This window comes from Sorangium sp. So ce394 (assembly GCF_051474665.1).
Classification (GTDB): domain Bacteria; phylum Myxococcota_A; class Polyangia; order Polyangiales; family Polyangiaceae; genus Sorangium; species Sorangium cellulosum_D.
In genome coordinates this window covers 10,182,980-10,205,802 of record NZ_CP150339.1, presented here as the reverse complement: position 1 = coordinate 10,205,802, position 22,823 = coordinate 10,182,980, and the positions used below count along the sequence as shown (strand labels likewise).

The following is a 22,823-nucleotide window of genomic DNA, read 5'->3' as shown; positions in this document are numbered from 1 at the left end:
AACAGCTGATTCCTCGCGGATGGGCGAGAGGGGGGGCGCGCGGAGCGAGCGGCGCGGCGATCCGCCCGCCGCTCGCTCCAGGGGCGGCTCTCGCCGTCGTCTCCTCCGCTGCTCCCGGTCGGCGACAAGGCGCATCGACCGCGGCGGCTGAAACTTGCGCCACTTGGGTGGTTCTTGACCATGGAATCGAAGGGAGCTCGCATGAGAAAGTACAAACTCTCCGGTCGGGTCGTCCGAGCCAAGAGCGAACGGGGCGTCGGTAGTGTGCGTGTCGAGGCGTGGGACAGCGCGGAGGTCAACACGGATCTCGTCGCCGTCGCCGTGACCAACCAGAACGGCGATTTCGAGATATCGCTCGATCAGGACGACGTGGATCGTCATTTCCAGGGGCGGGAGCCGGTGGCCGCGCTCCGCGCGTTCGCGCTCGGGAACGAGGAGTACGTCACGCGCTACACGCAATGGAAGTTGTCGCCGACACCGGTCACCCTCCGGATCGAGGTGGACCTCGCGTTGACCTCGACCAAGCGCGCTCCGGCCACCGCGACCGTGCGCGGCAATGTGCGGAACGAGCAAGGCGCGGCCGTCGCGAACTTGATGGTGCGCGCCTACGACGTGAAGCTGACGTCACAAAGCGAGATCGGCTCGTCGGCGACCGACGCGTCGGGTCATTACAAGATCTCCTATTCGACCATCCTGCCGTCCGGCAAGCAACGGCCGGATCTCCGGGTGATCGTCTACAACGGGTCGAACCAGGAGCTGGGCCGCTCCGCGCTGATCGTCCGCGCCCCGTCGACCGCGATCGTCGACCTGGTCACCAGCCAGGACCAGGAAGCCCGCGGCCCCTCGGAGCTGCTGCAGGTCAAGTCCCGCACCGCGGCCCATACGCAGGGGGTGTTCCTCGGAGACCTCCAGGGCGAGCAGGTCGATTTCATCGCGAAGGCGACCGAGGTGGAGCGCGGGCAGGTCGAGGCGCTCGTCGGGGCCGAGTCCCTCATGACGTCCGTCGGCGTCAACGAGTCGGCCGAGCCTTATTACCCCTTCGTCCGCATGGGCTTGCCGACCACCAAGCGCGGGCTCCTTTCGTACCCGAAAGCCACGCTGAGCCGCGTGCTCGACGAGGCGAAGGCGGCGAACATCGTCGGCCGCGAGGTCAGCGATAGCATCGTCGATCTCCTCACCCAGGCCGCCGTCGACCTCGCCACGGAGGCGCCGCCCGCGGGGATGACCTGCAATCTCGGTCAGCTCCTCGATCTCGAGCTGGGCGGGGCCTACACGCAGGACTTCATCGCCGAGTACATGGCGTTCGATGGCACGCCCGAGGCCTTCTGGACCCACCTCGCGTCCCTGCCCGCGTACCAGGGCGAGGGCGCGCTCCTCATCCCGCGGCTCAAGCTCCTGCTGCAGCTGGGCGCGCTCACGCGCTATCACTTCCCGCTCATCTCGGAGCTGTGGGATCGCTGGCACGATAACCAGTTCAATGACCTCAAGGACCTCGCGGCCTACAGCGAGGCCGACTGGATCGCGATCTTCGCCCTCCAGCGCAACGGTTCGCCCATCAACACCCCGGACGACACGCCCGGCGCGACGGTGGCCGAGCGGCGCGCGACCTACGCCAAGGTCATCCGGCGCGCCCTGGAGGTGGCGTTCCCGTCGAAGGCGGTCGCGTCCGCGATCGCTGGGGTCGGCGGGAGCGAGCTGCCGACGTTCTTCAACAACAATCCTTCGTTCCAGCTCGGCAAGACGCGCGCCGGCCACTTCATCGCGTCGAACCCGGGGGCGTTCACGGGGCTCTCCAACCCCGCCGCCGCGAAGCGCGAGCTCAAGGCGGTCGAGCGGCTGTACAAGCTGACACCCAAGTACGAGGAGGCGAAGGTGCTGCTCGACGGCGGGCTCAAGTCGGCGCGGGAGATCGCCCGCCGCGGCCGGCTCCGGTTCGGCGCCGAGTTCGGCGCTGCCCTCGGAGGTTCCGAGATCGCGGACGACATCTACGACAAGGCGACCGCCGTCTCCGATGTTGCGCTCGCGCTGGCGCTCAAGTTCGGCACGCCCTTCAACCAGAGCTCGGCCCACGTCCTGCCCGACCCCGCGGGCCGCGCGAGCCAGGCGGCGCCAGACTTCGCGACCTACGAGGAGCTCTTCGGCTCGACCGACGCGTGCGCGTGCGCGCACTGCGCCTCGGTCTACGGCCCGGCGGCGTACCTCGTCGACCTCCTCCACTTCCTCGATCGTTACTACTCCGAGGTCACGAAGAGCGGCAGCACCAAGTGGACCGCGAAGGAGCTGCTCCTCGGCAGCGCGCCGGGCGCGACGCCGTCGCTCCCCGGGCGGCGCCCGGACATCGGCCGGATCGACCTCACCTGCGAGAACGCCGACACGCCGCTGCCGTACGTCGACCTGGTGAACGAGATCCTCGTCCACGCCTTCGTGGGCGAGACCCCGGAGCAGAACGAGGCCCCGCCCGCCTTCCCGGAGCACATCGCGACCGTCGGCACCGCCGAGGAGCTCGCGGCCATGCCGAACCCGCCCAGCGGCGAGGAGGAATGGCACGAGGACGCTTACGAGCGCCTCTCGAGGAGCGACTTCCCCCTCAGCTTGCCGTATCACCACCGGCTCCACGAGGCGCGCGTCTATCTCGAGCACCTCGGCGTGCCCCTGCACGCGTTCATGTCCGAGCTGAGGTCGAGCTGGCACAGCCCGGAGAGCTTGGAGCCCGAGAACATGGCCGCCTTCCGGCTCGGGCTTTCATGGCGCGAGCTCCGGCTGATCCGCGGTGAGCCGATCTCGGGCGTGACCCTGGCGAGCGCCTGGGGCGTCAGCGTGGTCCCCGGCGGGCTGCTCAACGTGCCGGTGTTCCTCAAGCGCTCGGGGCTGTCCTACGACGAGCTGCGCGATCTCCTCGAGACCTCCGTGCTCCATCGCTTCGGGTCGCCGACGATCGCGCCCGCGGGGAGCTGCAAGATCGAGGAGCAGACCATCGGCGGCCTGAGCGGCGATCTGACCGACCTGGACTTTCTGCACCGCTTTCTGCGGCTCCGGCTGCGCCTCGGCTGGTCGATCCGCGAGCTCGATCAGGTGCTGGCCGCGTGCGCGCCCAGCGGCACCGACCTCGTGAACAACCGCGCGCTCCGCGTGATCGCGGTGATCCAGGCGCTGCGCGCCGACCGGGGCATCTCGCTGCCGATCGCGGTGCTCGCGAGCTGGTTCGGGCCGCTCGACACCCAGCGCCGCGATGCCGGCGAGACGCCCTCGTTCTACGAGCAGCTCTTCCAGAACAGGACCGTGACCAACCCGGTCGACGCCGCGCTCGCGCTGCCGAGCGTCGCCGGCCTCTCGGCCGCCGACCTGCTCACCGGCCACACGCCAGCGATCCTCGCCGGCCTGCGCATCAGCCGGGAGGAGCTGGCGCTGCTCACCGAGAACTCGGGGCTCGGTCTCCCCGTCCTCGTCCCCATGACCGAGGCGGTCCCCGCGCTGGAGGCGCTCGCGAAGCTCCACCGCATCGTGACCTTTGCGCGGGCGGCGCGGCTGTCGCTGTCCGATTTCCTCGTCATCTACAATTTGAGCGCCTACAAGCCGTTCGAGGCCGACGACCCCGAGCGCACGCTGCGCTTCCTGGACACGGTCGAGCGCGTCCGGCGCTCGGGGCTGTCGCCCGCCGACCTCGAGGTCATCTTCCGGATGCGGTCGTCCCCGCGCGCGCGGATCGCCGTCACGGACGAGGCCGCGACCCCCGTGCTCGAGCAGATGTTCGGCGCGCTGCTGGCGCTGCGCGGCAAGAACGGCGGCCTGGACAGCGAGGCCGAGGCGGCCCTCGTCGAGGACACGCTCGCCGCGGCGCTGAAGCTGGACGCGCGGTCGATGCACCTGCTGCTCACGGACATCCTGACCCAGACGGACGAGAACGGCAGCTCGCCGCTCGGCAGCGCGTTCTCGCTGCCCGACGAGCTGCCCGCCTCGCCGCCGCCGTCGCTCGAGGACCTCGGCCTGCGCGCCGCGCAGCTCGCCGCCTACCGGCACCTGGCCAGGGCCGCAGCCCTCGTGCAGCAGCTCGGGCTGAGCGCCGACGAGATCGACGTGCTGTTCGCCCACGACTGGCCGGTGATCAACCTCGACCAGCTGCCGCGCGCCGAGCTCAACGACACCGGCTCGACGTGGTTCGAGCGCTGGGAGCAGCTCGTGGATTTCGTCGCGCTCCGCTCCCAGCTCGTCGGGCCGAACCCGTCGCTGGTGAGCCTGTTCGAGGAGGAGCCCGCGGACGTGGCCGCCGCCATGGGCTGGCCCGCGGTCGACGTGGCGGAGGTGCTCAGCGTCCGCAACATCCTGCTCAACCCGGATGCCTCCTCGCAGCAGGTCTATGCCGTCGGGCTCGTGCGTCGCGTGATGGTGATGCTGAAGCGGCTCGGCGTATCGGCCGCCCAGGCGTTCGCGTGGGAGAGCGCGATCGTGGCGGACGGCCCCGTGCCCGTCGAGAGCGTCGTCCGGGCCGCGAAGGCGAAGTACTCCGACGCCGACTGGGCCAGGGTGGCGCCGCCGCTGCGCGACGTGCTGCGCGAGCGGCTCAGGTCGTCGCTGGTGGCGTACCTCGTGGCGAAGCGAGGATACGAGGACAGCGACGACCTGTTCGCCAACCTGCTCGTGGACGTCGAGACGAGCCCCGCGGTGATCACCTCGCGCCTGAAGCAGGCCATCGGCTCGGTGCAGACGTTCGTGCAGCGCGCGTTCTTGAACCTGGAGGCAGAGCTGGCGCTCCCGGAGGAGGCGGCGCGCGAGTGGGCGTGGCGCAAGAGCTACCGCGTCTGGGAGGCGAGCCGCAAGGTCCTGCTCCAGCCGGAGATGTACCTCGACCCGTCGCTGCGCGACGACAAGTCGCCGTTCTTCAAGGCTCTCGAGAACGAGCTCCGGCAGAACGACATCACCGACGACGCCGCGGAGCGCGCGTTCGAGCGGTACCTCGACAAGCTCGACGAGGTCGCGAACCTCGAGATCGTGTCCGCGTTCCACCAGCAGGAAGATGGCGACACGACGCACCTCCCCATCGACGTGCTCCACGTCGTCGGCCGCACCGCGGCCCAGCCGTACAAGTACTTCTACCGCACGCGGGTGGACGGGCTGTCCTGGACCCCCTGGGAGCCCATCGAGCTCGACATCGAGGGGGACAGGGTCCTGCTCAACGTGGTGGATCGTCGTCCGCACCTGTTCTGGGCGATCATCGAGGAGCGCGCCGTGCCGCCCCAGCAGATGCCCGACGGCGCGGGTGAGAAGGCGGAGACGAGCAATTACGTCCGCCTCGCATGGAGCGAGCGCCGCAACGGCGCGTGGGGCGCGCGCCGCATGAGCGGCGGCTCGGAGGTGACGCTGCAGTCGCCTGGGGACCCCGACTTCATCTCGCTGTTCGTGGAGCGCGGCGACGCGCAGGAGCCGCCCCGCATCGCGGCGATACACATCCCGGCCCGCGTCGGCACTCGCCTCGGGTACTTCGCGCACAACGCCTGCGGGTCGCTGGAGGGCACTGATTTCAGCAGGCTTTATGTAGAGTCCAAGGACTTCTATCCGGCGTTCCCCGGGGACACCGTCTTTCGGGGGCAGCACGTGGTCCTCGCTGGTCCGACCGAGCTGTTCGTTCCGATCAGGCTCAATGGCCTCCAAAATTGGATCAGGCTGTTCGGCTACAGCATCCCGTACCGCGCGCTCATTCCCCGCGAGATCGGCAGTGGGTCCAGGGACGACAGCGCTTGGGACGGCGCGCCGTTCTTCTTCTACAAGGACGCGAGCTCGACGTTCCTCGCCGAGCTCGTCCTGACCGCGCACACCGAATGGTATACCGTGAACGTCCAGCCCGGGATCACGGCGTACGGCGACGTCGCCAAGAACGATGCCGTGCTCGCCATGCGCGCGGGGCCGGCGGCGGCCGGCTGGGCGAGGGAGGCGCCCATCTTGATTCGCCTCGCGCACGTCCACGAAGACGCGAAGCGATACCGGTTCACGTCCTTCTATCACCCCTACGTCTGCCTGTTCCGCAAGGAGCTGCAGCGCGCCGGGGTGGACGGGCTGCTCAAGTGGTCGGTCCACCGGCCCAAGCCGCTCCAGCTCAGCTCCCGCGAGTTCTTCGAGGAGCGCTACGCCCCGGAGCCCGCCAATGTGCTCACGCCGTATCCGAAGGAGGAGGTCGACTTCTCGTTCCAGGGCGCGTACTCGCTCTACAACTGGGAGCTGTTCTTCCACGCGCCGTTGCTCATCGCCCTGCGGCTGATGCAGAGCGGCCGGCACGCCGAGGCACAGCGCTGGTTCCACTTCATCTTCGACCCGACCACGGGCGATCCGGCCCCGTCGCCCGAGCGCTTCTGGAACGTGCGGCCGTTCCGCGAGAACAGGGATCTCGCCTCGATCGAGGAGGAGATCCGGGATCTGTCGCCCTCGCAGCAGGGCACGATGGCCAGGCTGCTGAGCTCGCTCCTGACGACCCAGGACGACGAGCCGGAGAAGGTCGATCTCGTCGCGCAGATCGAGGCGTGGCGGAAGGACCCGTTCAATCCGCACATCGTCGCGCGGATGCGGCCGATCGCCTACCAGAAGGCGGTGGTGATGAAGTACGTCGAGAACCTGATCGCCTGGGGCGATCAGCTCTTCCGGCGCGAGACCATCGAGTCGCTCAACGAGGCGACGCAGCTGTACATCCTGGCCGGCAACCTCCTCGGCCGGCGCCCGGTGCGCATCGAGCGGAAGGACGCGGTGACGCCGCGGAACTACTGGCAGCTCGAGGCGCTCGGGCTCGGCGACCTCTCCGACCCGGTGATCGCGTCGCGGTCCCGCGTCGAGGCGGAGAGCCTCGTGGCCAGCTCGCTGATGGATCTGCTGCGCCGCACGTTCTCCGAGCGGGCGATTGACCTCGGAGAGCTCTACTTCTGCCTGCCCCGCGACGAGGGGCTCTCGGGCATGTGGGACATGGTCGCCGATCGGCTCTTCAAGATCCGACATTCGATGAGCATCGCGGGCGTGGTCCGGACGCTGCCCCTGTTCGAGCCGCCGATCGATCCGATGCTGCTCGTGCAGGCGAGGGCGCTCGGCGTGGACCTCACGACGGTGCTGAGCGAGGCGAGCTCCCCGCGGCTCCCCTACCGTTTCCAGCTGCTGCACGCGAAGGCGATGGAGCTCTGCGGCGCGGTCGCGGGGCTCGGCGCCGCGCTGCTCGCCGCCATGGAGAAGAAGGACGGCGAGGCGATCGCGCGGCTGCGCTCGGGCCACGAGGTCGAGCTGCTCGCGGCGGTGCGCGAGGTCAAGGCGCAGCAGGTCAAGGAGGCCCAGGCGACCGTCGCCTCGCTGGAGCGGTCGCTCGAGACGGCGCAGCTCCGCCGCGACCACTACGCGAACCTGCCGCGGATCAGCGCGGCGGAGCAGGCGGCGTTGGCCATGAGCGTCTTTGGCATGGAGCTCGGGCTCGTGGCGCAGGCGGTCGCCGCCGTTGCGCCCGGCGTCGAGGCGATCCCTCCGGTGACGTTCGGCGGCGCCGGCGCGTTCGGGAGCCCGGTCGCCCTCACCACGATCGGGGGGCAGGCCTCGGGCGCTCCGATCGAGGCGGCGTCGAACGTGCTCTCCATGGTCGCCGGAGCGCTGCGCGAGGGTGCGTCGATCGCCTCCACGCTGGCCGGATACGAGCGGCGCGCCGAGGAATGGGCGCTGCAGGAGCGGCTCGCGGCGAAGGAGATGCAGGGGCTCGAGAAGCAGATCGTCGCCGCGAAGATCCGCGCCGCGGTGGCCGAGGTGGAGCTCAAGAATCACGATCGACAGACCGAGCAGGCGCACGAGGTGCTCGAGTTCCTCCAGGACAGGAAGCGCACGACCGAGGAGCTGTACGACTGGATGGTGGCGGAGCTGTCGACCGTCCACTACCAGACGTACACGCTGGCCTACGACATGGCGAAGCGGGCGGAGCGGGCGCTCCGGTTCGAGCTCGGCACGTCCGACGGCACGCCCGCGATGGTGCGCTTCGGCGCCTGGGACAGCCTGAAGCAGGGCCTGCTCGCCGGCGAGCGGCTCCAGCACGACCTCCGCCGCCTGGAGGTCGCGTTCCTGGAGCAGACGCCGCGCGAGGCGGAGCTCGTGAAGCACGTCTCGCTCGCCGAGGTCGCGCCCGAGCAGCTCTTGCGGCTGCGCGAGACCGGCACCTGCGACGTGGAGTTGAAGGAGGAGCTGTTCGATCTCGACTACCCGGGCCACTATTTCCGGCGCATCAAGTCGGTCGCCGTCACGATCCCGACCGTGACCGGCCCGTACGCGGGCGTCAGCTGCACGCTCACGCTGAGCAACACGAGCGTGCGCAGCATGGCGCAGGTGAGCGACTCCTATGCGCATCCGACGAACTTCCGAACGGATCTCGTGCCGGTCACCAACGTGATCACGACCAGCAACGGGGTGAACGACGCGGGCCTGTTCGAGACGAACCTGCGCGACGAGCGGTATCTCCCCTTCGAGGGCGCGGGCGTGCTCGGCACCTACACGATCGAGCTCCCTGCGGCGAACAACCGCTTCGACATCGCGGCGGTGAGCGACGTGATCCTCCACATCCGGTACACGGCGCGCCCGAGCGGCACCCTCGCGGGAGCGGCGAACAATTACTACGATGGACACCCGCCGAGGCGGTATCGGCTTCTCAGCCTGCGTTCCGAGCTGCCGGCCGAGTGGGCCAGGTTCATGGCGCCGGCGAGCTCGAGCGCGCCCCAGGAGCTCTCGATCCCGCTCACGCCGGAGATGTTCCCTTATGCGCCGGCGACGCAGAAGACCGTGCTGACGAGCGTCACCTTCTATGCGCGGTGGAGCGGCGAGAAGTTCTACTCGAGTGGAGGTACGCTCAGCGGCCACGTGACGCCGCCGGGGGCCGCGGTGACTGCGCTCTCGCTCCCGAACTACCTGGGAGAGGGCGAGTGCAATATGGGCAAGAGCGTCACCTTGAGCCCGACCGCGCCCGGCGGCTCGTGGGATCTCGGTACCTGGACGCTCCGCGTGACCAGCGCCGAGGTCAGCGCGATAGCGGACAAGCTCAGGACGGACAACCGGCTCAACCACACGCTGCAGGACATCTATCTGCTCTGCGACTACCGCACCGAGCAGCGGCCGCAAACGTCGCAATCGTAGAGGACGGACCCCGCGATCGAACACCAAGGAGTCAACGACCATGTCGGACAACATCACGCTTCCTCAGGGCGCGGGCACGCTCCTCGCCACCGATGAGATCCTCGGCGTCCACGTCCTGCGCGCCAAGGTGCAGACGGGCGTGGACGGCACCGCCGTCGACGTCTCGCAGAACAATCCGCTGCCGGTGGGCCTGGTCGGGTCGCTCCCGGCCGGCGCCAACACGGTCGGCGCGGTCCATGTAAAGCCGGACACCGCAGGTGGGCTCTCGGTCTACCGCAACGTCAGCCTGAGCGACACGGGGCAGAGCGTGAAGAGCTCCCCCGGGCAGGTGTTCGGCTGGCACCTGGCCAACTGGGGCTCTAGCGTCGCGTTCGTGAAGCTCTACAACACGGCGGGGACCCCGACCGTCGGCACGACCGAGCCTGCCTTGACGCTCATGGTGCCGGCCGGGCAGGTGATCTCGGCCGAGCACACGAACGGCATCGCGTTCACGAACGGCATCGGGATCGGCGCGACCGCCGCCGCGTCCGACAACAACACCTCCGCGCCCGGGGTGAACACGATGATCGTGAACGTGTTCTACAAGTAGCGCTGCCCGCCGAGGGGACGAGCCCTTGTCCGGGGGGGGACCGGGCGACGAGGACAGGGCCGTGGAGAGCTCGAACCGTCCGTGAGCGGCGCTGGCCCGGCGCCGCTCACGGATTCGGCGGCCGACGCCGTGGTGCCGGAGCGAGGCGCTCCAGGCGCGTGGGTCGCCCATTGCCATGGAAAGAGGGAGACGCATGAACGGTCGTGAGCCCAAGAAGGAAACCACCGCTGCGCAGGCGGCATCACCGGCCGCGCCGGACGCCGGAGCGCGCGGCAAGAGCCGAGATCCCGCGTCCGCCGCCCGGACGGGGTCCGGTAAGGACACCGAGGCTCCGAAGGGCCTCCCCGGCGCGCCCAAGGCGCCGGAGCTGCCCGCGCCCGCGCTGCCGAAGGGCGGTGGCGCGATCCGCGGGGTGGATGAGAAATTCTCCGCGAACCCGGTGACGGGCACGGGGTCGTTCTCGATCCCGCTGCCGCTGAGCCCCGGCCGCGCCGGGTTCGGGCCAGCGATGGCGGTGACGTACGACTCCGGGGCTGGCAACGGCCCGTTCGGCGCCGGTTGGCAGCTGTCGATCCCGCGCATCGCGCGAAAGACCGACAAGGGCCTTCCGCGTTACGACGACGCGCACGAGAGCGACGTGTTCGTCCTGTCCGGCGCGGAGGATCTCGTGCCCGCGCGGTCGCTCGACGGCGCGGAGCTCGACCGGTACGAGACGGAGGACGAGCGGGTGATCCGCTACCGTCCCCGCGTGGAGGGCGCATTCGCGCGGATCGAGCGCCGCGAGGTCAAGGCGAGCGGGAACGTGTACTGGACGGCGACGACGCCGGACAACATGACGAGCGTCTACGGGCGGAGCCCGGAGGCGCGGATCGCCGACCCGGCCAGGCCGGAGCGCATCTTCTCGTGGCTGCTGGAGGAGACCCGGGACGACAAGGGCAATGTCGTGGCCTACGCGTACAAGGCGGAGGACCTGACCGGCGTGGCGCGCGATGAGGCGGCGGAGGGCCACCGCCACGCGGGCCGCGCGGCGGTCGCGAACCGCTATCTCAAGCGCGTCCGCTACGGGAACACCGTGCCGGGCGACGCGGAGAGCAGCCTGTTCGAGGTCGTCTTCGATTATGGCGAGCACGACGCCGAGGCGCCCACGCCCGAGGAGAGCGCTTCGTGGCCGGTCCGCCAGGACCCGTTCTCGGTGTACCGCGCCGGCTTCGAGATCCGCACGTACCGGCTCTGCCGTCGCGTGCTGATGTTTCACCGGATGTCGGAGCTCGGCGAGGCGCCGTGCCTCGTGCGGTCGCTCGACCTCACGTATGTGGAGAACGCTACCCTGACGCGGCTCGCCACCGCGACGCAGGCCGGCTACGTCCGCGATCTGCAAACCCAGGCGTACAGCCGCGAGGCGCTCCCGCCGATCGCGCTGACGTACAGCGAGCCGGTGATTTATCGCGAGGTGAAGTCGCTCGACCCCGAGAGCCTTCGCGACCTGCCCGGCGGAACGATGGGATCCGGGCGGAGGTGGGTGGATCTCGACGGAGAGGCGCTTCCCGGCGTGCTGATCGAGGAGGGCGAAGCGCTGTATTACAAGCAGAACCTCGGCGGGGGCGTCCTGTCCCCGGCGCGGCCGCTGCCGTCGCGGCCGGCGGTCCTGAACGGCGGGCAGCTGCTCGACATCGACGCTGACGGGCGCAAGGAGATGGTGGTGTTCGAGTGGCCGGTGGCGGGCTACTTCGACCGCACGGACGCTGGTTGGGCGCCGTTCCGCCCGTTCGCGTCGCAGCCGAACGTCGACTGGAGCGATCCGAACGTCCGTCTCATCGATCTGAACGGCGACGGGCACGAGGACATCTTGATCACGGGGCCTGACACGTTCACATGGTATCCGTCGCTCGCCAAGGGCGGCTTCGACCGGCCGATCACGATCGCGCGGCCGAGCGACGAGGAGCGCGGGCCATCGCTCGTCTTCGCCGACGCGGCGCAGAGCATCTTCCTGGCCGACATGAGCGGCGACGGGCTTGTCGACCTGGTGCGGATCCGGAACGGCAACGTGTGTTACTGGCCCAACCTCGGCCATTGCCGCTTCGGCGCCAAGGTGCAGATGGGCGGCAGCATGCGGTTCGACCACGAGGGCCGCTTCGACCCGAAGCGCATCCGCCTCGCGGACGTGGACGGCTCGGGGACGACCGACGTCGTTTACCTGCACCCGGACGGCGTGCGTTTCTATGCGAACAACGCCGGCAACACGCTGGCCGCGCCGGTGATCCTGCCGCGGCTGCCGGACGTGAGCGAGCTGGCGGCGGTCGACGTGATCGACCTGCTCGGCTCCGGGACCGGGTGCCTGGTGTGGGCCTCGTCGCTGCCCGGGGCGCGCCCGGCGGTGCGCTACATCGATCTGCTCGGGAGCAAGAAGCCGCATCTGTTGACGTCGGTCGCCAACAACCTCGGCAAGACGACGACGGTGACGTATGCCCCGTCGACGAAGTTCTACCTCGCCGACCGGGCGGCGGGCCGGCCGTGGGTGACGCGGCTGCCGTTCGTGGTGCACGTCATCGAGCGCGTGGAGGTGTTCGACGCGGTCTCGCGGCATCGCTTCGTGACGACGTATGCTTACCACCACGGCGACTACGACGGGGTGGAGCGGGAGATGCGCGGCTTCGGCATGGTGGAGCAGCGGGACACGGAGTCGTTCTCGGCGTTCAGCGGGACGGGCTTCGCGCCGCCCGCGGCGAACGCCGATCCCGAGCTGCACCTGCCGCCGGTGCTGACGAAGACGTGGTTCCACACGGGCGCCTGGATCGAGGGGGCGAAGATCTCGGCGCGGTACGAGAGCGAGTATTACGCGGGCGACGCAGGGGCGGTTCGCCTGGAGGATACGGTGCTTCCCGAGGGGCTCAGCGCCGTGGAGATGCGCGAGGCGTGCCGGGCGCTCAAGGGGCGGCCCCTCCGCCAGGAGGTCTATGCGCTCGACGGCTCGGCGGAGGAGCCGCGTCCGTACGTCGTCACGGAGAGCAGCTACGGAATTCGGCAGCTCCAGCCCGCGGTGGGCGACGCGCACGCCGTGTTCTTCGCCCATCCGCGCGAGGCGCTGGAGTACCATTACGAGCGCAACGAGAGCGATCCGCGCCTGACGCATGCGCTCACGCTGGAGGTGGACGACTACGGCGCGGTCGTGCGGACGGCACAGATCGGGTACCGGCGGCGGGCGGCGTGGGCGGAGTTCCCCGAGCAGGAGCAGGGGAAGGCGACGCTGACGGAGCACGACGTGGTGCACCTGGTCCCCGATGAGGAGGGTGCTTACCGGATCGGGGTCCCGACCGGGAGCAGGACCTACGAGCTGCACGGCCTGCCGCTCGACGAGGAAGGCGTGCTCGCGTTCCAGACGGTCTTCGACGCGGCGGACGAGGCGACGGACCTCGCTTACGACGGGACGCCGAGCGGATCGTTCGAGAAGCGCCTGTTGCAGCACACGCGCACGAGGTACTGGAGCGACGATCTCGCGGGGCCGCTGCCGTTCGGCGAGGTCGGCACCAGGGCGTTGCCGTATGAGAGCTACGCCAAGATCCTCACCCCCTCGCTGATCGCATCGGTGTTCGGAGCCAGCGTCACGAGCGGCGTGCTCGCGGAGGGCGGCTATCTGCAGCTCTCGGGCGATCCGGACACCTGGGTGTCCTCGGGGCGGGCGGTGCCCTCGGCGGCCCACTTCTACCAGCCGACGGCGTTCGTCGATCCGTTCGGCAACACGTCGCAGGTGGTCTATGACGCGTATCGCCTGCTCGTGACCCAGGTGACGGATCCGCTGAGCAACGCCGTGATTGCCGTGCCCGACTACCGCGTCCTCACCCCGCGGCAGCTCACCGATGCCAACGGCAATGTGAGCGAGGTGCGCTTCGACGCGCTGGGCAGGGTCACGCTCTTGGCGGTGATGGGCAAGCCGGGCGGCGGCGAGGGCGACACGCCCGAGGATCCGACGGCCACGTTCACCTACGATCTGGAGCGATTCCAGAGCACCGGCAAGCCGAACGTGGTGCACGCCCGCGCCCGCGAGCAGCACGGCGCGGGCAACACGCGCTGGCTGGACACGTACACGTACTCCGACGGTTCGGGCAACGAGGTGCTGCGCAAGGTGAATGCGGAGCCGGGGCTGGCGCCCGAGCGCGACGGGACCGGCGCGCTGGTGCACGACGCGCAGGGCGACCTGGTCTTCTCGCACGCGACGCCGCGCTGGGTCGGCACCGGGCGCACGGTGCTGGACAACAAGGGCAATCCGGTCAAGCAGTACGAGCCGTTCTTCAGCGCGACGTACGAGTACGAGGACGAAGCGGAGCTCGTGGAGTGGGGGGTCACGCCGATCCTGCGGTACGATCCGCTCGGCCGGCTCATCCGGACCGACCTGCCGAACGGGACGTTCTCGCGGGTGGAGTTCGATGCGTGGAAGCAGACGTCGCACGATCCGAACGACACGGTGCTGGAGAGCGCGTGGTACGCGGCGCGCCAGTCCCTGCCCGCGGGCGACCCGGAGCGGCGGGCGGCGGAGCTCGCGGCGGCGCACGCCGGGACGCCGGCGGTGAGCCACCTGGACGCGCTCGGGCGGGTGTTCCGCGCCGTGGCGGACAACGGGGTTGAAGGGCAGTACGTCACCCAGACGACGCTCGATATCGAGGGTCAGCCGCTCGCGATCACGGACGCGCGCGGCAATGTGGCGATGCAGCATCGGTTCGGGCTGGGCGGGCAGCTGCTGTATCAGAACAGCAACGACGGCGGCGAGCGGCGGATGCTGGCGGGCGCGACCGGACAGCGGCTGCGGGCGTGGAACGGGCGAGGGTTCGTCTACCGCTCGTCGTACGATGTCCTGCGCCGGCCGACGCACGAGCACGTGCAGCTGGGGTCGGGCAGCGAGCGGGTGGCGCGCCGTTACGTCTATGGGGAAGCGCATCCGCAGGCGACGTCGCTGAACCTGCGCGGTCGGACGTACCAGGTGTATGATGGCGCGGGTGTGGTGACGAGCCAGGCGTACGACTTCAAGGGCAACGCGCTGCAGGCGTCGCGCCGGCTGCGCAGCGACGTGCACGCGGACGCCGACTGGTCGGTGCTGGCGGGGCTGACGGATGTGTCCGCCATCGCGACGGCGGCCGAGCCGCTGCTGGAGACGGAGAGCTTCGGGACGCAGACGGCGTACGACGCGCTGAACCGGCCGACGAGCGTGACGGCGCCGGACGCGAGCGAGGTGAAGCCGACGTACAACGAAGCGGGGCTGCTGGAGCGGGTGGAGGCGCGGATCCGAGGCGCGGTGGCGTGGACGACGTTCGTGGACGACATCGACTACGACGCGAAGGGGCAGCGCGAGCGGATCGAGTACGGCAACGGCACCTTCACGGATTATACGTACGACCCGCTGACGTTCCGGCTCGCGCGTCTGAAGACGACGCGGAGCTCGGACAGCACGGTGCTGCAGAACCTGAGGTACGTGTACGACCCGGTCGGGAACATCGTGGAGATCGGGGACAGCGCGCAGCAGACGGTGTTCTTCAACGACGATGTGGTGTCGCCGAGCGCGCAGTACGTGTACGACGCGGTCTATCGGCTGATCGAGGCGACGGGCCGGGAGCACGCGGGCGGGCTGTCGGACGCGCCGCGCGACCAGAACGACCTGCCGATCATGTCGCTGCCGCACCCGAACAACGCGCAGGCGCTGAGAAACTATACGGAGCAGTACGTCTACGACGCGGTGGGCAACCTGCTGAGGATGGTGCACCAGGCGGGGACGGGGAGCTGGACGCGGTGGTATGCGTACGAGACGGCGAACAACCGGCTGACGAGCACGACCGGGGACCCGGAGAACGGGCCATTCAGCACCTATGCGCACGACGCGCACGGCAACATGACGGCCATGCCGCACATCAAGGAGCTGACCTGGGACGAGGACGACCAGTTGCGGAGCACGGATCTCGGCGGCGGCGGGGTGGTCTACTACGACTACGATGCTGCGGGCCAGCGCGTGCGCAAGGTGTGGGAGCACAGCGGGCTCGTGGAGGAGCGCATCTATCTCGGCGGCTACGAGGTGTACCGACGTCGCAACGGGACGGGGCTTTCGCTGGAGCGGCAGACGCTGCACGTGATGGATGGCGCGCGGCGGGTGGCGATGGTGGAGACGAAGACGGTGGACACGTCGGGGCCGTTCACGGTGACGCCGCGGGTGCGCTGCCAGCTCGACAACCACCTCGGGTCGGCGTCGCTAGAGGTCGACGGGGCGGGGCTCGTGATCGGGTACGAGGAGTATCACCCGTATGGGACGACGTCGTACTGGTCGACCAGCAGCGGGGTGGAGGTGAGCCGGAAGCGGTACCGGTACACGGGCAAAGAGAAGGACGAGGAGACGGGGCTCTACTATCACGGGGCGAGGTACTACGCGCCGTGGCTCGGGAGGTGGACGGCGGCCGATCCGGCGGGGATGGTGGACGGGCCCAATCTTTATCGTTACTGCCGAAATAGCCCTTGCGTGTACTCCGACGACACCGGCGAAGAGCCAAACAAGGCTCACGCTCCGCCGCCCGTTCATCTTCGTCCAAGGCTCGATGATCCATGGGAAGTCTTGACTCATGACTCCGGGGTGCGGTTTGGCCCTGGGGGTGAGCAGAGGACAGCCGAGAGTTTGCGCGCCATGGGCATGCCTGGGCTGGCAGAGGTCGCCGAGAGCGGCGGCTGCGCGTGGTGCCACCTCACGAAGGACTCTCGCACTCTCGCAGAGGCGGATGCGAAGATCGATCCCCAGCACTACAGGGATATGTCGACGCTCGTGGGAGTGTCGTCTGTAGTGCTGTCCACCGCTTTAGCGATGTATCAGCGCCGCGCCGACGCTCCCCAGGCCGAACCGAAGGCGCCGGAGCCGGCCAGACCGCCGGCTCCAGCGCCTTCGGCTGCCAAGCCGCCTCCCGCGCCGTCGGCGCCCTACTTTCCTCCTCCGGACACGCCAGCGCCGCCTCCCAAATTCCCTCTGCCTACCACGAATCCTGATGTTTCTAAGCCCGCCCGCGTTAGCCCTCCGGTCGTAGTTTCGCGCCCGACCGTGCCGGCGCCGGACGACGCTCCCGTGAAGACGCCGCCCGCGCCGAAGACCGCGACGAGCGGATCAAAACTCTACCGAGGGGTCCCGGGGCAAACGGGCCCGAAGGCTCAACTGGCCAGGCAAGGGATCGTCAAGCCAAGAGGTACCGCGCTCGACGCGGAGTCACTGAGGAAGCACGTCCTCAACGAGGATGTTGATGCGGGCGTAACTTCATGGACTCCGGATAGGACCGTCGCGAGGCAGTTTTCCGGAGAGTCAGGGACGATCGTCGAGATAGAGCGGGCACAGGTGCAGGACAGAATCGTCCCGCGACCGAACGTTGGCGGGAAACACGCGCACGAGAAGGAAATCCTCCTCAAAGGGCGGATACAAGGAAGGCCAACCAAGCCATGAGCGACAGGAAGATCGAGTGGGCGCTGGTGCAGATGATCGTATCGAGGACGCCCGTGCTCCCTGATTGGGTACGGGAGTGTGCAAAGATTAGGTATGACGCAATCGGTTCATTGCCAGTCGTGGATGATGCCGAGGAGGGAGAGCTGGCCAGGCCAGGTGTCGAGCTGCGAAGTGTGTCGTCTGATTACTTGGAGTTTCTGCGCGAACAGATTGAATTGAACGCCAGGGGAGAGGAGTGGACCGCTGTTCTGCAACGACGGCTGAAGGCCCTGGAGCCGTTCGAGGGGCAGCGAGTGCTCACGGTGATGTTTCATCGCAAGCCCAAGAGCTTGACTCTTCGCATCGATCCTCGATCTGAGACCATTCTCGGATATGAGGAATATTGAGCGATTCATGCCAGGGCGAGCCCTGCCGGAGCGAACCCTACCGCGGCTCGTCTCGCGCACCGACGGCGCCTGGGGCGTGCGCCGTCGGCGTCGAGCGCTTCGGCGTCCTCGATGAGGCGGAAGTGCAGGTGGCAATACGGCGCAGCTTCGTGCTCCCTGGCCTGTTGTGATTCATGGCCCGGCGGCATCCTGGGACCAGGGAGTATGCACAGCCCAACGGTAAAAGGACTGCGGGGCGGCATGGAAGTCCGAGAGAGATTCGATTGAGCGCATTCGTGTTTCATAGTTAAATAGCATCGTGGATATGGTTGAATGGGCGCAATGACTAATCAACGTAATATTGCCGAGGCGCAAGAGGCGCTACGGTCCCTGCTGCGTGGCGCAGGGTTCTCCGGATTCGCGTTCGCCTGCAATTTCAGGCTGTGGTTCGATAGGGCATCCGTCGCTCCCGTGGACTGCCGGTTTGCAGTTTCATGGGGCCACCTGACGGCGTTTTTTTTTTCGGGGTCATGGGGCCACCCCAAACGCAGGAGGATGGGGCCACCCGCGGGGCGTGACCCAGTTTTTTGCAGGGTCATGGGGCCAGCTTCCGAGGTTTTTTGCAGGGTCATGGGGCCGGCTCGGGACGTCGCGGTCGGGATCTGAGACGGGCTCCTTCCGATGACGGCGCGGGTCGCAGTCGGAAGGAGGCCGATTCCCTACCGAGAGCTGATCATGGTTGACATCAAGGAAATGCTCTGCCGTCGTGCGGCGGGGCAGAGCGCGCGTCACGTGGCGCGCGAGACGGGGTTCGATCGCAAGACGGTCGGCAGGTACTTCGAGGCCGCTGCGACGTTGCCACTGCCGCCCGATCGCGAGCCGACGGACGAGGAGATCCACGCGATCGCCCAGCGCGTGCAGGCGCGCCCGGTGCCCGACGCGAGCGAGGAGTGGAAAGAGATCGGCGCGCATCGCGCACGCATCGAGGCCTGGCTCGCCCGGGCTCGGCCGCTGAAGCTGACGAAGATCCACACGCTGCTCAAGCGCGACCATGGCGTCAGCGCGAGCTGCGACACGCTCCGGCGCTTCGCCATGGAGGAGCTCGCGTGGCGCAAGAAGACGCCGACGGTCCGCGTCGCGGACACCGAGCCCAGCGAGGTCGCGCAGATCGACTTCGGCCTGATGGGTAAGCTGTTCGACCCCGCGACGCAACGGGTTCGAAATCTGTGGGTGCTCGTGGTGACGCTCGCGTACAGCCGCTACCAGTTCGTGTGGCCGTCGTTCGAGCAGACCACCGCGGCGGTGTGCGCGGGCCTGGATGCGGCGTGGAGGATCTTCGGCGCGATGGCGCGCGTGATCCTCCCGGACAATATGAAGGCCATCGTGCTGCGCGCCGACGAGCTCGCCCCCGTGCTCGTGCCGGCGTTCCTCGACTACGCGCAGACGCGCGGGCTGCTGGTGGATGCCGCGCGTGTCAGGTCGCCAAAAGACAAAGCGCGCGTCGAGAATCAGGTCGCGTACGTGCGCGAGAGCTGGTTCGACGGCGAGTCGTTCACCAGCCTCGATGAGGCGCGCGCGTCCGCTGAGCGGTGGTGTCGCGACGCCGCCGGTGCGCGCGTCCACGGCACGACCGCGAAGTGCCGCGCGAGGTGTTCGAGGCGCGCGAGAGGAACGCCATGAAGCCGGCGCCGACAGCGCCGTTCGACGTGCCGCACTGGACTGACGCGAAGGTGCACCCCGACCATCACGTGCAGGTCCTCCGGTCGCGCTACAGCGTGCCGACGCGCTACGTCGGCAGCACGGTGCGCGTTCGCGCCGACAGCGTGTGCGTGAGGATCTACGCCGGCACGCAGCTCGTGAAGGTGCACGCGCGCGTTGCGCCGGGCAAGCGTTCCACCGACCCGAGCAACTACCCGGTGGGCAAGGACATCGCGGCCGAGCGCGATGTGGCTCCACTCATCGCGAGCGCGAAGAAGTGCGGCGTGCACGTCGGTATCTACGCCGAGCGGCTGCTCGATGTTCCGCTGCCGTGGACACGCATGCGGCTCGTCTATGCGCTGCTGCGGCTGTGCAACAAGTTCGGCAACGGGCGCGTCGAGGCGATCTGCCAGAGTGCGCTCGCGTTCGATGTCGTCGACGTGCAGTGCGTGGCGCGCATGCTCGAGACGGCGAAGACGCCCGCGTTACCGCCCACGGATGAGCGCAAGGTCGTTGCGCTCCCCGCGCCGCGGTTCGCGCGCAGCACCGAGCACTTCGCCACGCGCACGCTGGCGGCTGCTGCGACGAAGGAGGAGGCGTGATGAGCTCGAGCGAAGTCGACCCTGCGCTCGTCACAGCGCTCAAGCGACTGCGCGTCGGCCGCATCGCAGCGACGTTGCGTGAGCGGCTGATGATCGCGCTCACGACGGTCGACCTGCTCATCCTCGACGACTTCGCGCTCGAGGCGATGAGCAAGGAAGAGAGCCGCGACGTCTACCAGCTCTTCCTCGAGCGCACGGGCCACGCGTCGATGATCGTCACGAGCAACCGCGACACGGCCGAGTGGCTCGCGATGTTCGACGACGTGCTGCTCGCGCAGAGCGCCGTCGATCGGTTCAAGAACGCGGCGTTCGACTTCATCGTCGAGGGCGAGTCGTACAGGCCACGGCTCAAGCCGAAGCTCGACGAGAGCAACACAGCCGCGCCAGTGCCCGCGCGCAGCAAGCCGCCCACCCACCCACGCAACAAGCGGCGATGACCGCTGTGGCCCCGGCGAGGACGTCGATCCCGGGGCCGCGCCGCTGACCCCCTCGTTCCACTCGGCGCGCCTCGCCCACCCTCGTCAACGTGGCCGCGAGGAGCGCCGGGGGCGGGGTGGACGTTCCTGCTCCTGAGCGTCGCGGCCCCTGCGCCGGACCTGCCAGAGGGCCCCGGTGGGCCCATGACCCTGCAAAAAAGAGGGACGTCGCCGGTCGCTTCGCGCCCGGCTCCGGGGACCTCGACACGCTTCGCGGTCTCGGGCATGGTCGTGACCGATCACGTCGTCTCCCCCTGGCCCCATGACCCTGCAAAGGGGTGGCCCCATGACCCTGCGACGTGGCAGGCAAGCGTTACAGTGGCTGAACGTAAGTGACTACCTCGCTGGTCGCTCAGCCCAAGACGCCAGAAAGTGCGGGAACCCACGCCAGCGGTTGCGCAGCTTAAGGCTGCGCATCGTTGGTTCGCGTCGAGTATAGCTGCTCCGCGCCGTGGCGGACAACGGGGCCGAGGGGCAGTACGTCACCCAGACGACACTCGAGATCGAGGGGCAGCCGCTCGCGATGACCGATGCGCGCGGCAACCAGGCGATGCAGCACCGGTTCGGGCTGGGCGGGCAGCTGCTGTATCAGAACAGCAACGACGGTGGCGAGCGGCGGATGCTGGTGGGCGCGACCGCACAGCGGCTGCGGGCGTGGAACGGCGAGGGTTCGTCTACCGCTCGTCGTACGATGTCCTGCGCCGGCCGACGCACGAGCACGTGCAGCTGGGCTCGGGCAGCGAGCGGGTGGCGCGCCGTTACGTCAATGGGGAAGCGCATCCGCAGGCGACGTCGCTGAACCTGCGCGGTCGGACGTACCAGGTGTATGATGGCGCGGGTGTGGTGACGAGCCAGGCGTACGACTTCAAGGGCAACGCGCTGCAGGCGTCGCGCCGGCTGCGCAGCGACGTGCACGCGGACGCCGACTGGTCGGTGCTGGCGGGGCTGACGGATGTGTCCGCCATCGCGACGGCGGCGGAGCCGCTGCTGGAGACGGAGAGCTTCGGGACGCAGACGGCGTACGACGCGCTGAACCGGCCGACGAGCGTGACGGTGCCGGACGCGAGCGAGGTGAAGCCGACGTACAACGAAGCGGGGCTGCTGGAGCGGGTGGAGGCGCGGATTCGCGGCGCGGTGGCGTGGACGACGTTCGTGGACGACATCGACTACGACGCGAAGGGGCAGCGCGAGCGGATCGAGTACGGCAACGGCACCTTCACGGAGTATACGTATGACCCGCTGACGTATCGGCTCACGCGCCTGAAGACGACGCGCAGCTCGGACAGCACGGTGCTTCAGAACCTGAGGTACGTATACGACCCGGTCGGGAACATCGTGGAGATCGGGGACAGCGCGCAGCAGACGGTGTTCTTCAACAACGATGTGGTGTCGCCGAGCGCGCAGTACGAGTACGACGCGGTCTACCGGCTGATCGAGGCGACGGGGCGGGAGCACGCGGGCGGGCTGTCGGACGCGCCGCGCGACCAGAACGACCTGCCGATCCAGTCGCTGCCGCACCCGAACAACACGCAGGCGCTTAGGAACTATACGGAGCAGTACGTCTACGACGCGGTGGGCAACCTGCTGAGGATGGTGCACCAGGCGGGGACGGGGAGCTGGACGCGGTGGTACGCGTACGAGACGGCGACCAACCGGCTGACGAGCACGACCGGGGACCCGGAGCATGGGCCGTTCAGCACCTATGCGCATGACGCGCACGGCAACATGACCTCGATGCCGCACATCGAGGAGCTGACCTGGGACGAGAGCGACCAGCTGCGGAGCACGGAGTTCGACGGCGGCGGGATCGTCTACTACGACTACGATGCTGCGGGGCAGCGCGTGCGCAAGGTGTGGGAGCACAGCGGGCTCGTGGAGGAGCGCATCTACCTCGGCGGCTACGAGGTGTACCGGAGGCGCAACAGCTCGGGGCTTTCGCTGGAGCGGCAGACGCTGCACGTGATGGACGGCGCGCGGCGGGTGGCGATGGTGGAGACGAAGACGGTGGACACGTCGGGGCCGTTCACGGTGACGCCGCGGGCGCGCTACCAGCTCGGCAACCACCTCGGGTCGGCGTCGCTGGAGGTCGACGGGGCGGGGCTGGTCATCGGGTACGAGGAGTATCACCCCTATGGGACGACGTCGTACTGGTCGGCGGCGTCGGGGATCGAGGTATCACGGAAGAGGTACAGGTACACGGGGAAGGAGAAGGACGAGGAGACGGGGCTCTACTATCACGGGGCGAGGTACTACGCGCCGTGGCTGGGCCGATGGACGAGCGCGGATCCAGCGGGAATGGTGGATGGCACCAATCTCTATCAATATGCTCGCTCGTCTCCGAGCGTTCGCGACGACCCATCCGGCCATGAGTCCAGACCGACGATGCTGGACCAAGAACATCAGCTCGAGGCCGATTACCATACGCTTTCGTATCCTGATTTTTTTTTTTTTTTTGAAGAAGTATCCTCACATTGACACGCCAAGTTGCGCCAAGCTCCCGGAGCACTTCGC

The 22,823-nt window shown here is 68.6% G+C and carries 8 protein-coding genes; all 8 read left to right on the top strand.

The annotated features are described in order from the left end of the window. The first annotated feature begins 201 nt into the window (after window positions 1-201). On the top strand, window positions 202-9,129 hold the full coding sequence (locus tag WMF33_RS37635; RefSeq protein WP_437333121.1) for a neuraminidase-like domain-containing protein: 8,928 nt from the start codon (window positions 202-204) through the stop codon (window positions 9,127-9,129). A 40-nt stretch (window positions 9,130-9,169) separates the two neighbouring features. Continuing rightward, window positions 9,170-9,718 (top strand): hypothetical protein, encoded by a 549-nt coding sequence (locus WMF33_RS37630; protein WP_437333120.1) that lies wholly within the window; start codon window positions 9,170-9,172, stop codon window positions 9,716-9,718. A 193-nt stretch (window positions 9,719-9,911) separates the two neighbouring features. Next, complete coding sequence (locus tag WMF33_RS37625) at window positions 9,912-17,171, top strand: SpvB/TcaC N-terminal domain-containing protein (RefSeq protein ID WP_437333119.1); 7,260 nt, start codon at window positions 9,912-9,914, stop codon at window positions 17,169-17,171. Then, window positions 17,168-17,557 (top strand): hypothetical protein, encoded by a 390-nt coding sequence (locus WMF33_RS37620; RefSeq protein ID WP_437333118.1) that lies wholly within the window; start codon window positions 17,168-17,170, stop codon window positions 17,555-17,557. Before WMF33_RS37625 ends, WMF33_RS37620 begins: the two co-directional genes overlap by 4 nt. A 660-nt stretch (window positions 17,558-18,217) precedes the next feature. Further along, a complete protein-coding gene (gene istA, locus WMF33_RS37615; protein ID WP_437333117.1) occupies window positions 18,218-19,216 on the top strand; it encodes an IS21 family transposase in 999 nt (332 codons plus the stop codon). Beyond that, window positions 19,213-19,836, top strand: a complete 624-nt coding sequence (locus WMF33_RS37610; RefSeq protein WP_437333116.1) for a Mu transposase domain-containing protein — start codon at window positions 19,213-19,215, stop codon at window positions 19,834-19,836. The genes istA and WMF33_RS37610 overlap by 4 nt, the downstream gene beginning before the upstream one ends. After that, window positions 19,836-20,273: an ATP-binding protein gene (locus tag WMF33_RS37605; protein ID WP_437333115.1), complete on the top strand. Its 438-nt coding sequence runs from the start codon at window positions 19,836-19,838 to the stop codon at window positions 20,271-20,273. Before WMF33_RS37610 ends, WMF33_RS37605 begins: the two co-directional genes overlap by 1 nt. A 693-nt stretch (window positions 20,274-20,966) precedes the next feature. Next, complete coding sequence (locus WMF33_RS37600; RefSeq protein WP_437333114.1) at window positions 20,967-22,787, top strand: RHS repeat-associated core domain-containing protein; 1,821 nt, start codon at window positions 20,967-20,969, stop codon at window positions 22,785-22,787. Window positions 22,788-22,823: the final 36 nt, after the last annotated feature.

What these genes read in the sequence shown, in the direction of transcription:
- WMF33_RS37610 (WP_437333116.1), top strand. Translation starts at nt 19,213, where the DNA reads ATGAAGCCGGCGCCGACAGCGCCGTTCGACGTGCCGCACTGGACTGAC.
- WMF33_RS37605 (WP_437333115.1), top strand. Translation starts at nt 19,836, where the DNA reads ATGAGCTCGAGCGAAGTCGACCCTGCGCTCGTCACAGCGCTCAAGCGA.
- istA (WP_437333117.1), top strand. Translation starts at nt 18,218, where the DNA reads ATGACGGCGCGGGTCGCAGTCGGAAGGAGGCCGATTCCCTACCGAGAG.
- WMF33_RS37630 (WP_437333120.1), top strand. Translation starts at nt 9,170, where the DNA reads ATGTCGGACAACATCACGCTTCCTCAGGGCGCGGGCACGCTCCTCGCC.
- WMF33_RS37625 (WP_437333119.1), top strand. Translation starts at nt 9,912, where the DNA reads ATGAACGGTCGTGAGCCCAAGAAGGAAACCACCGCTGCGCAGGCGGCA.
- WMF33_RS37620 (WP_437333118.1), top strand. Translation starts at nt 17,168, where the DNA reads ATGAGCGACAGGAAGATCGAGTGGGCGCTGGTGCAGATGATCGTATCG.
- WMF33_RS37635 (WP_437333121.1), top strand. Translation starts at nt 202, where the DNA reads ATGAGAAAGTACAAACTCTCCGGTCGGGTCGTCCGAGCCAAGAGCGAA.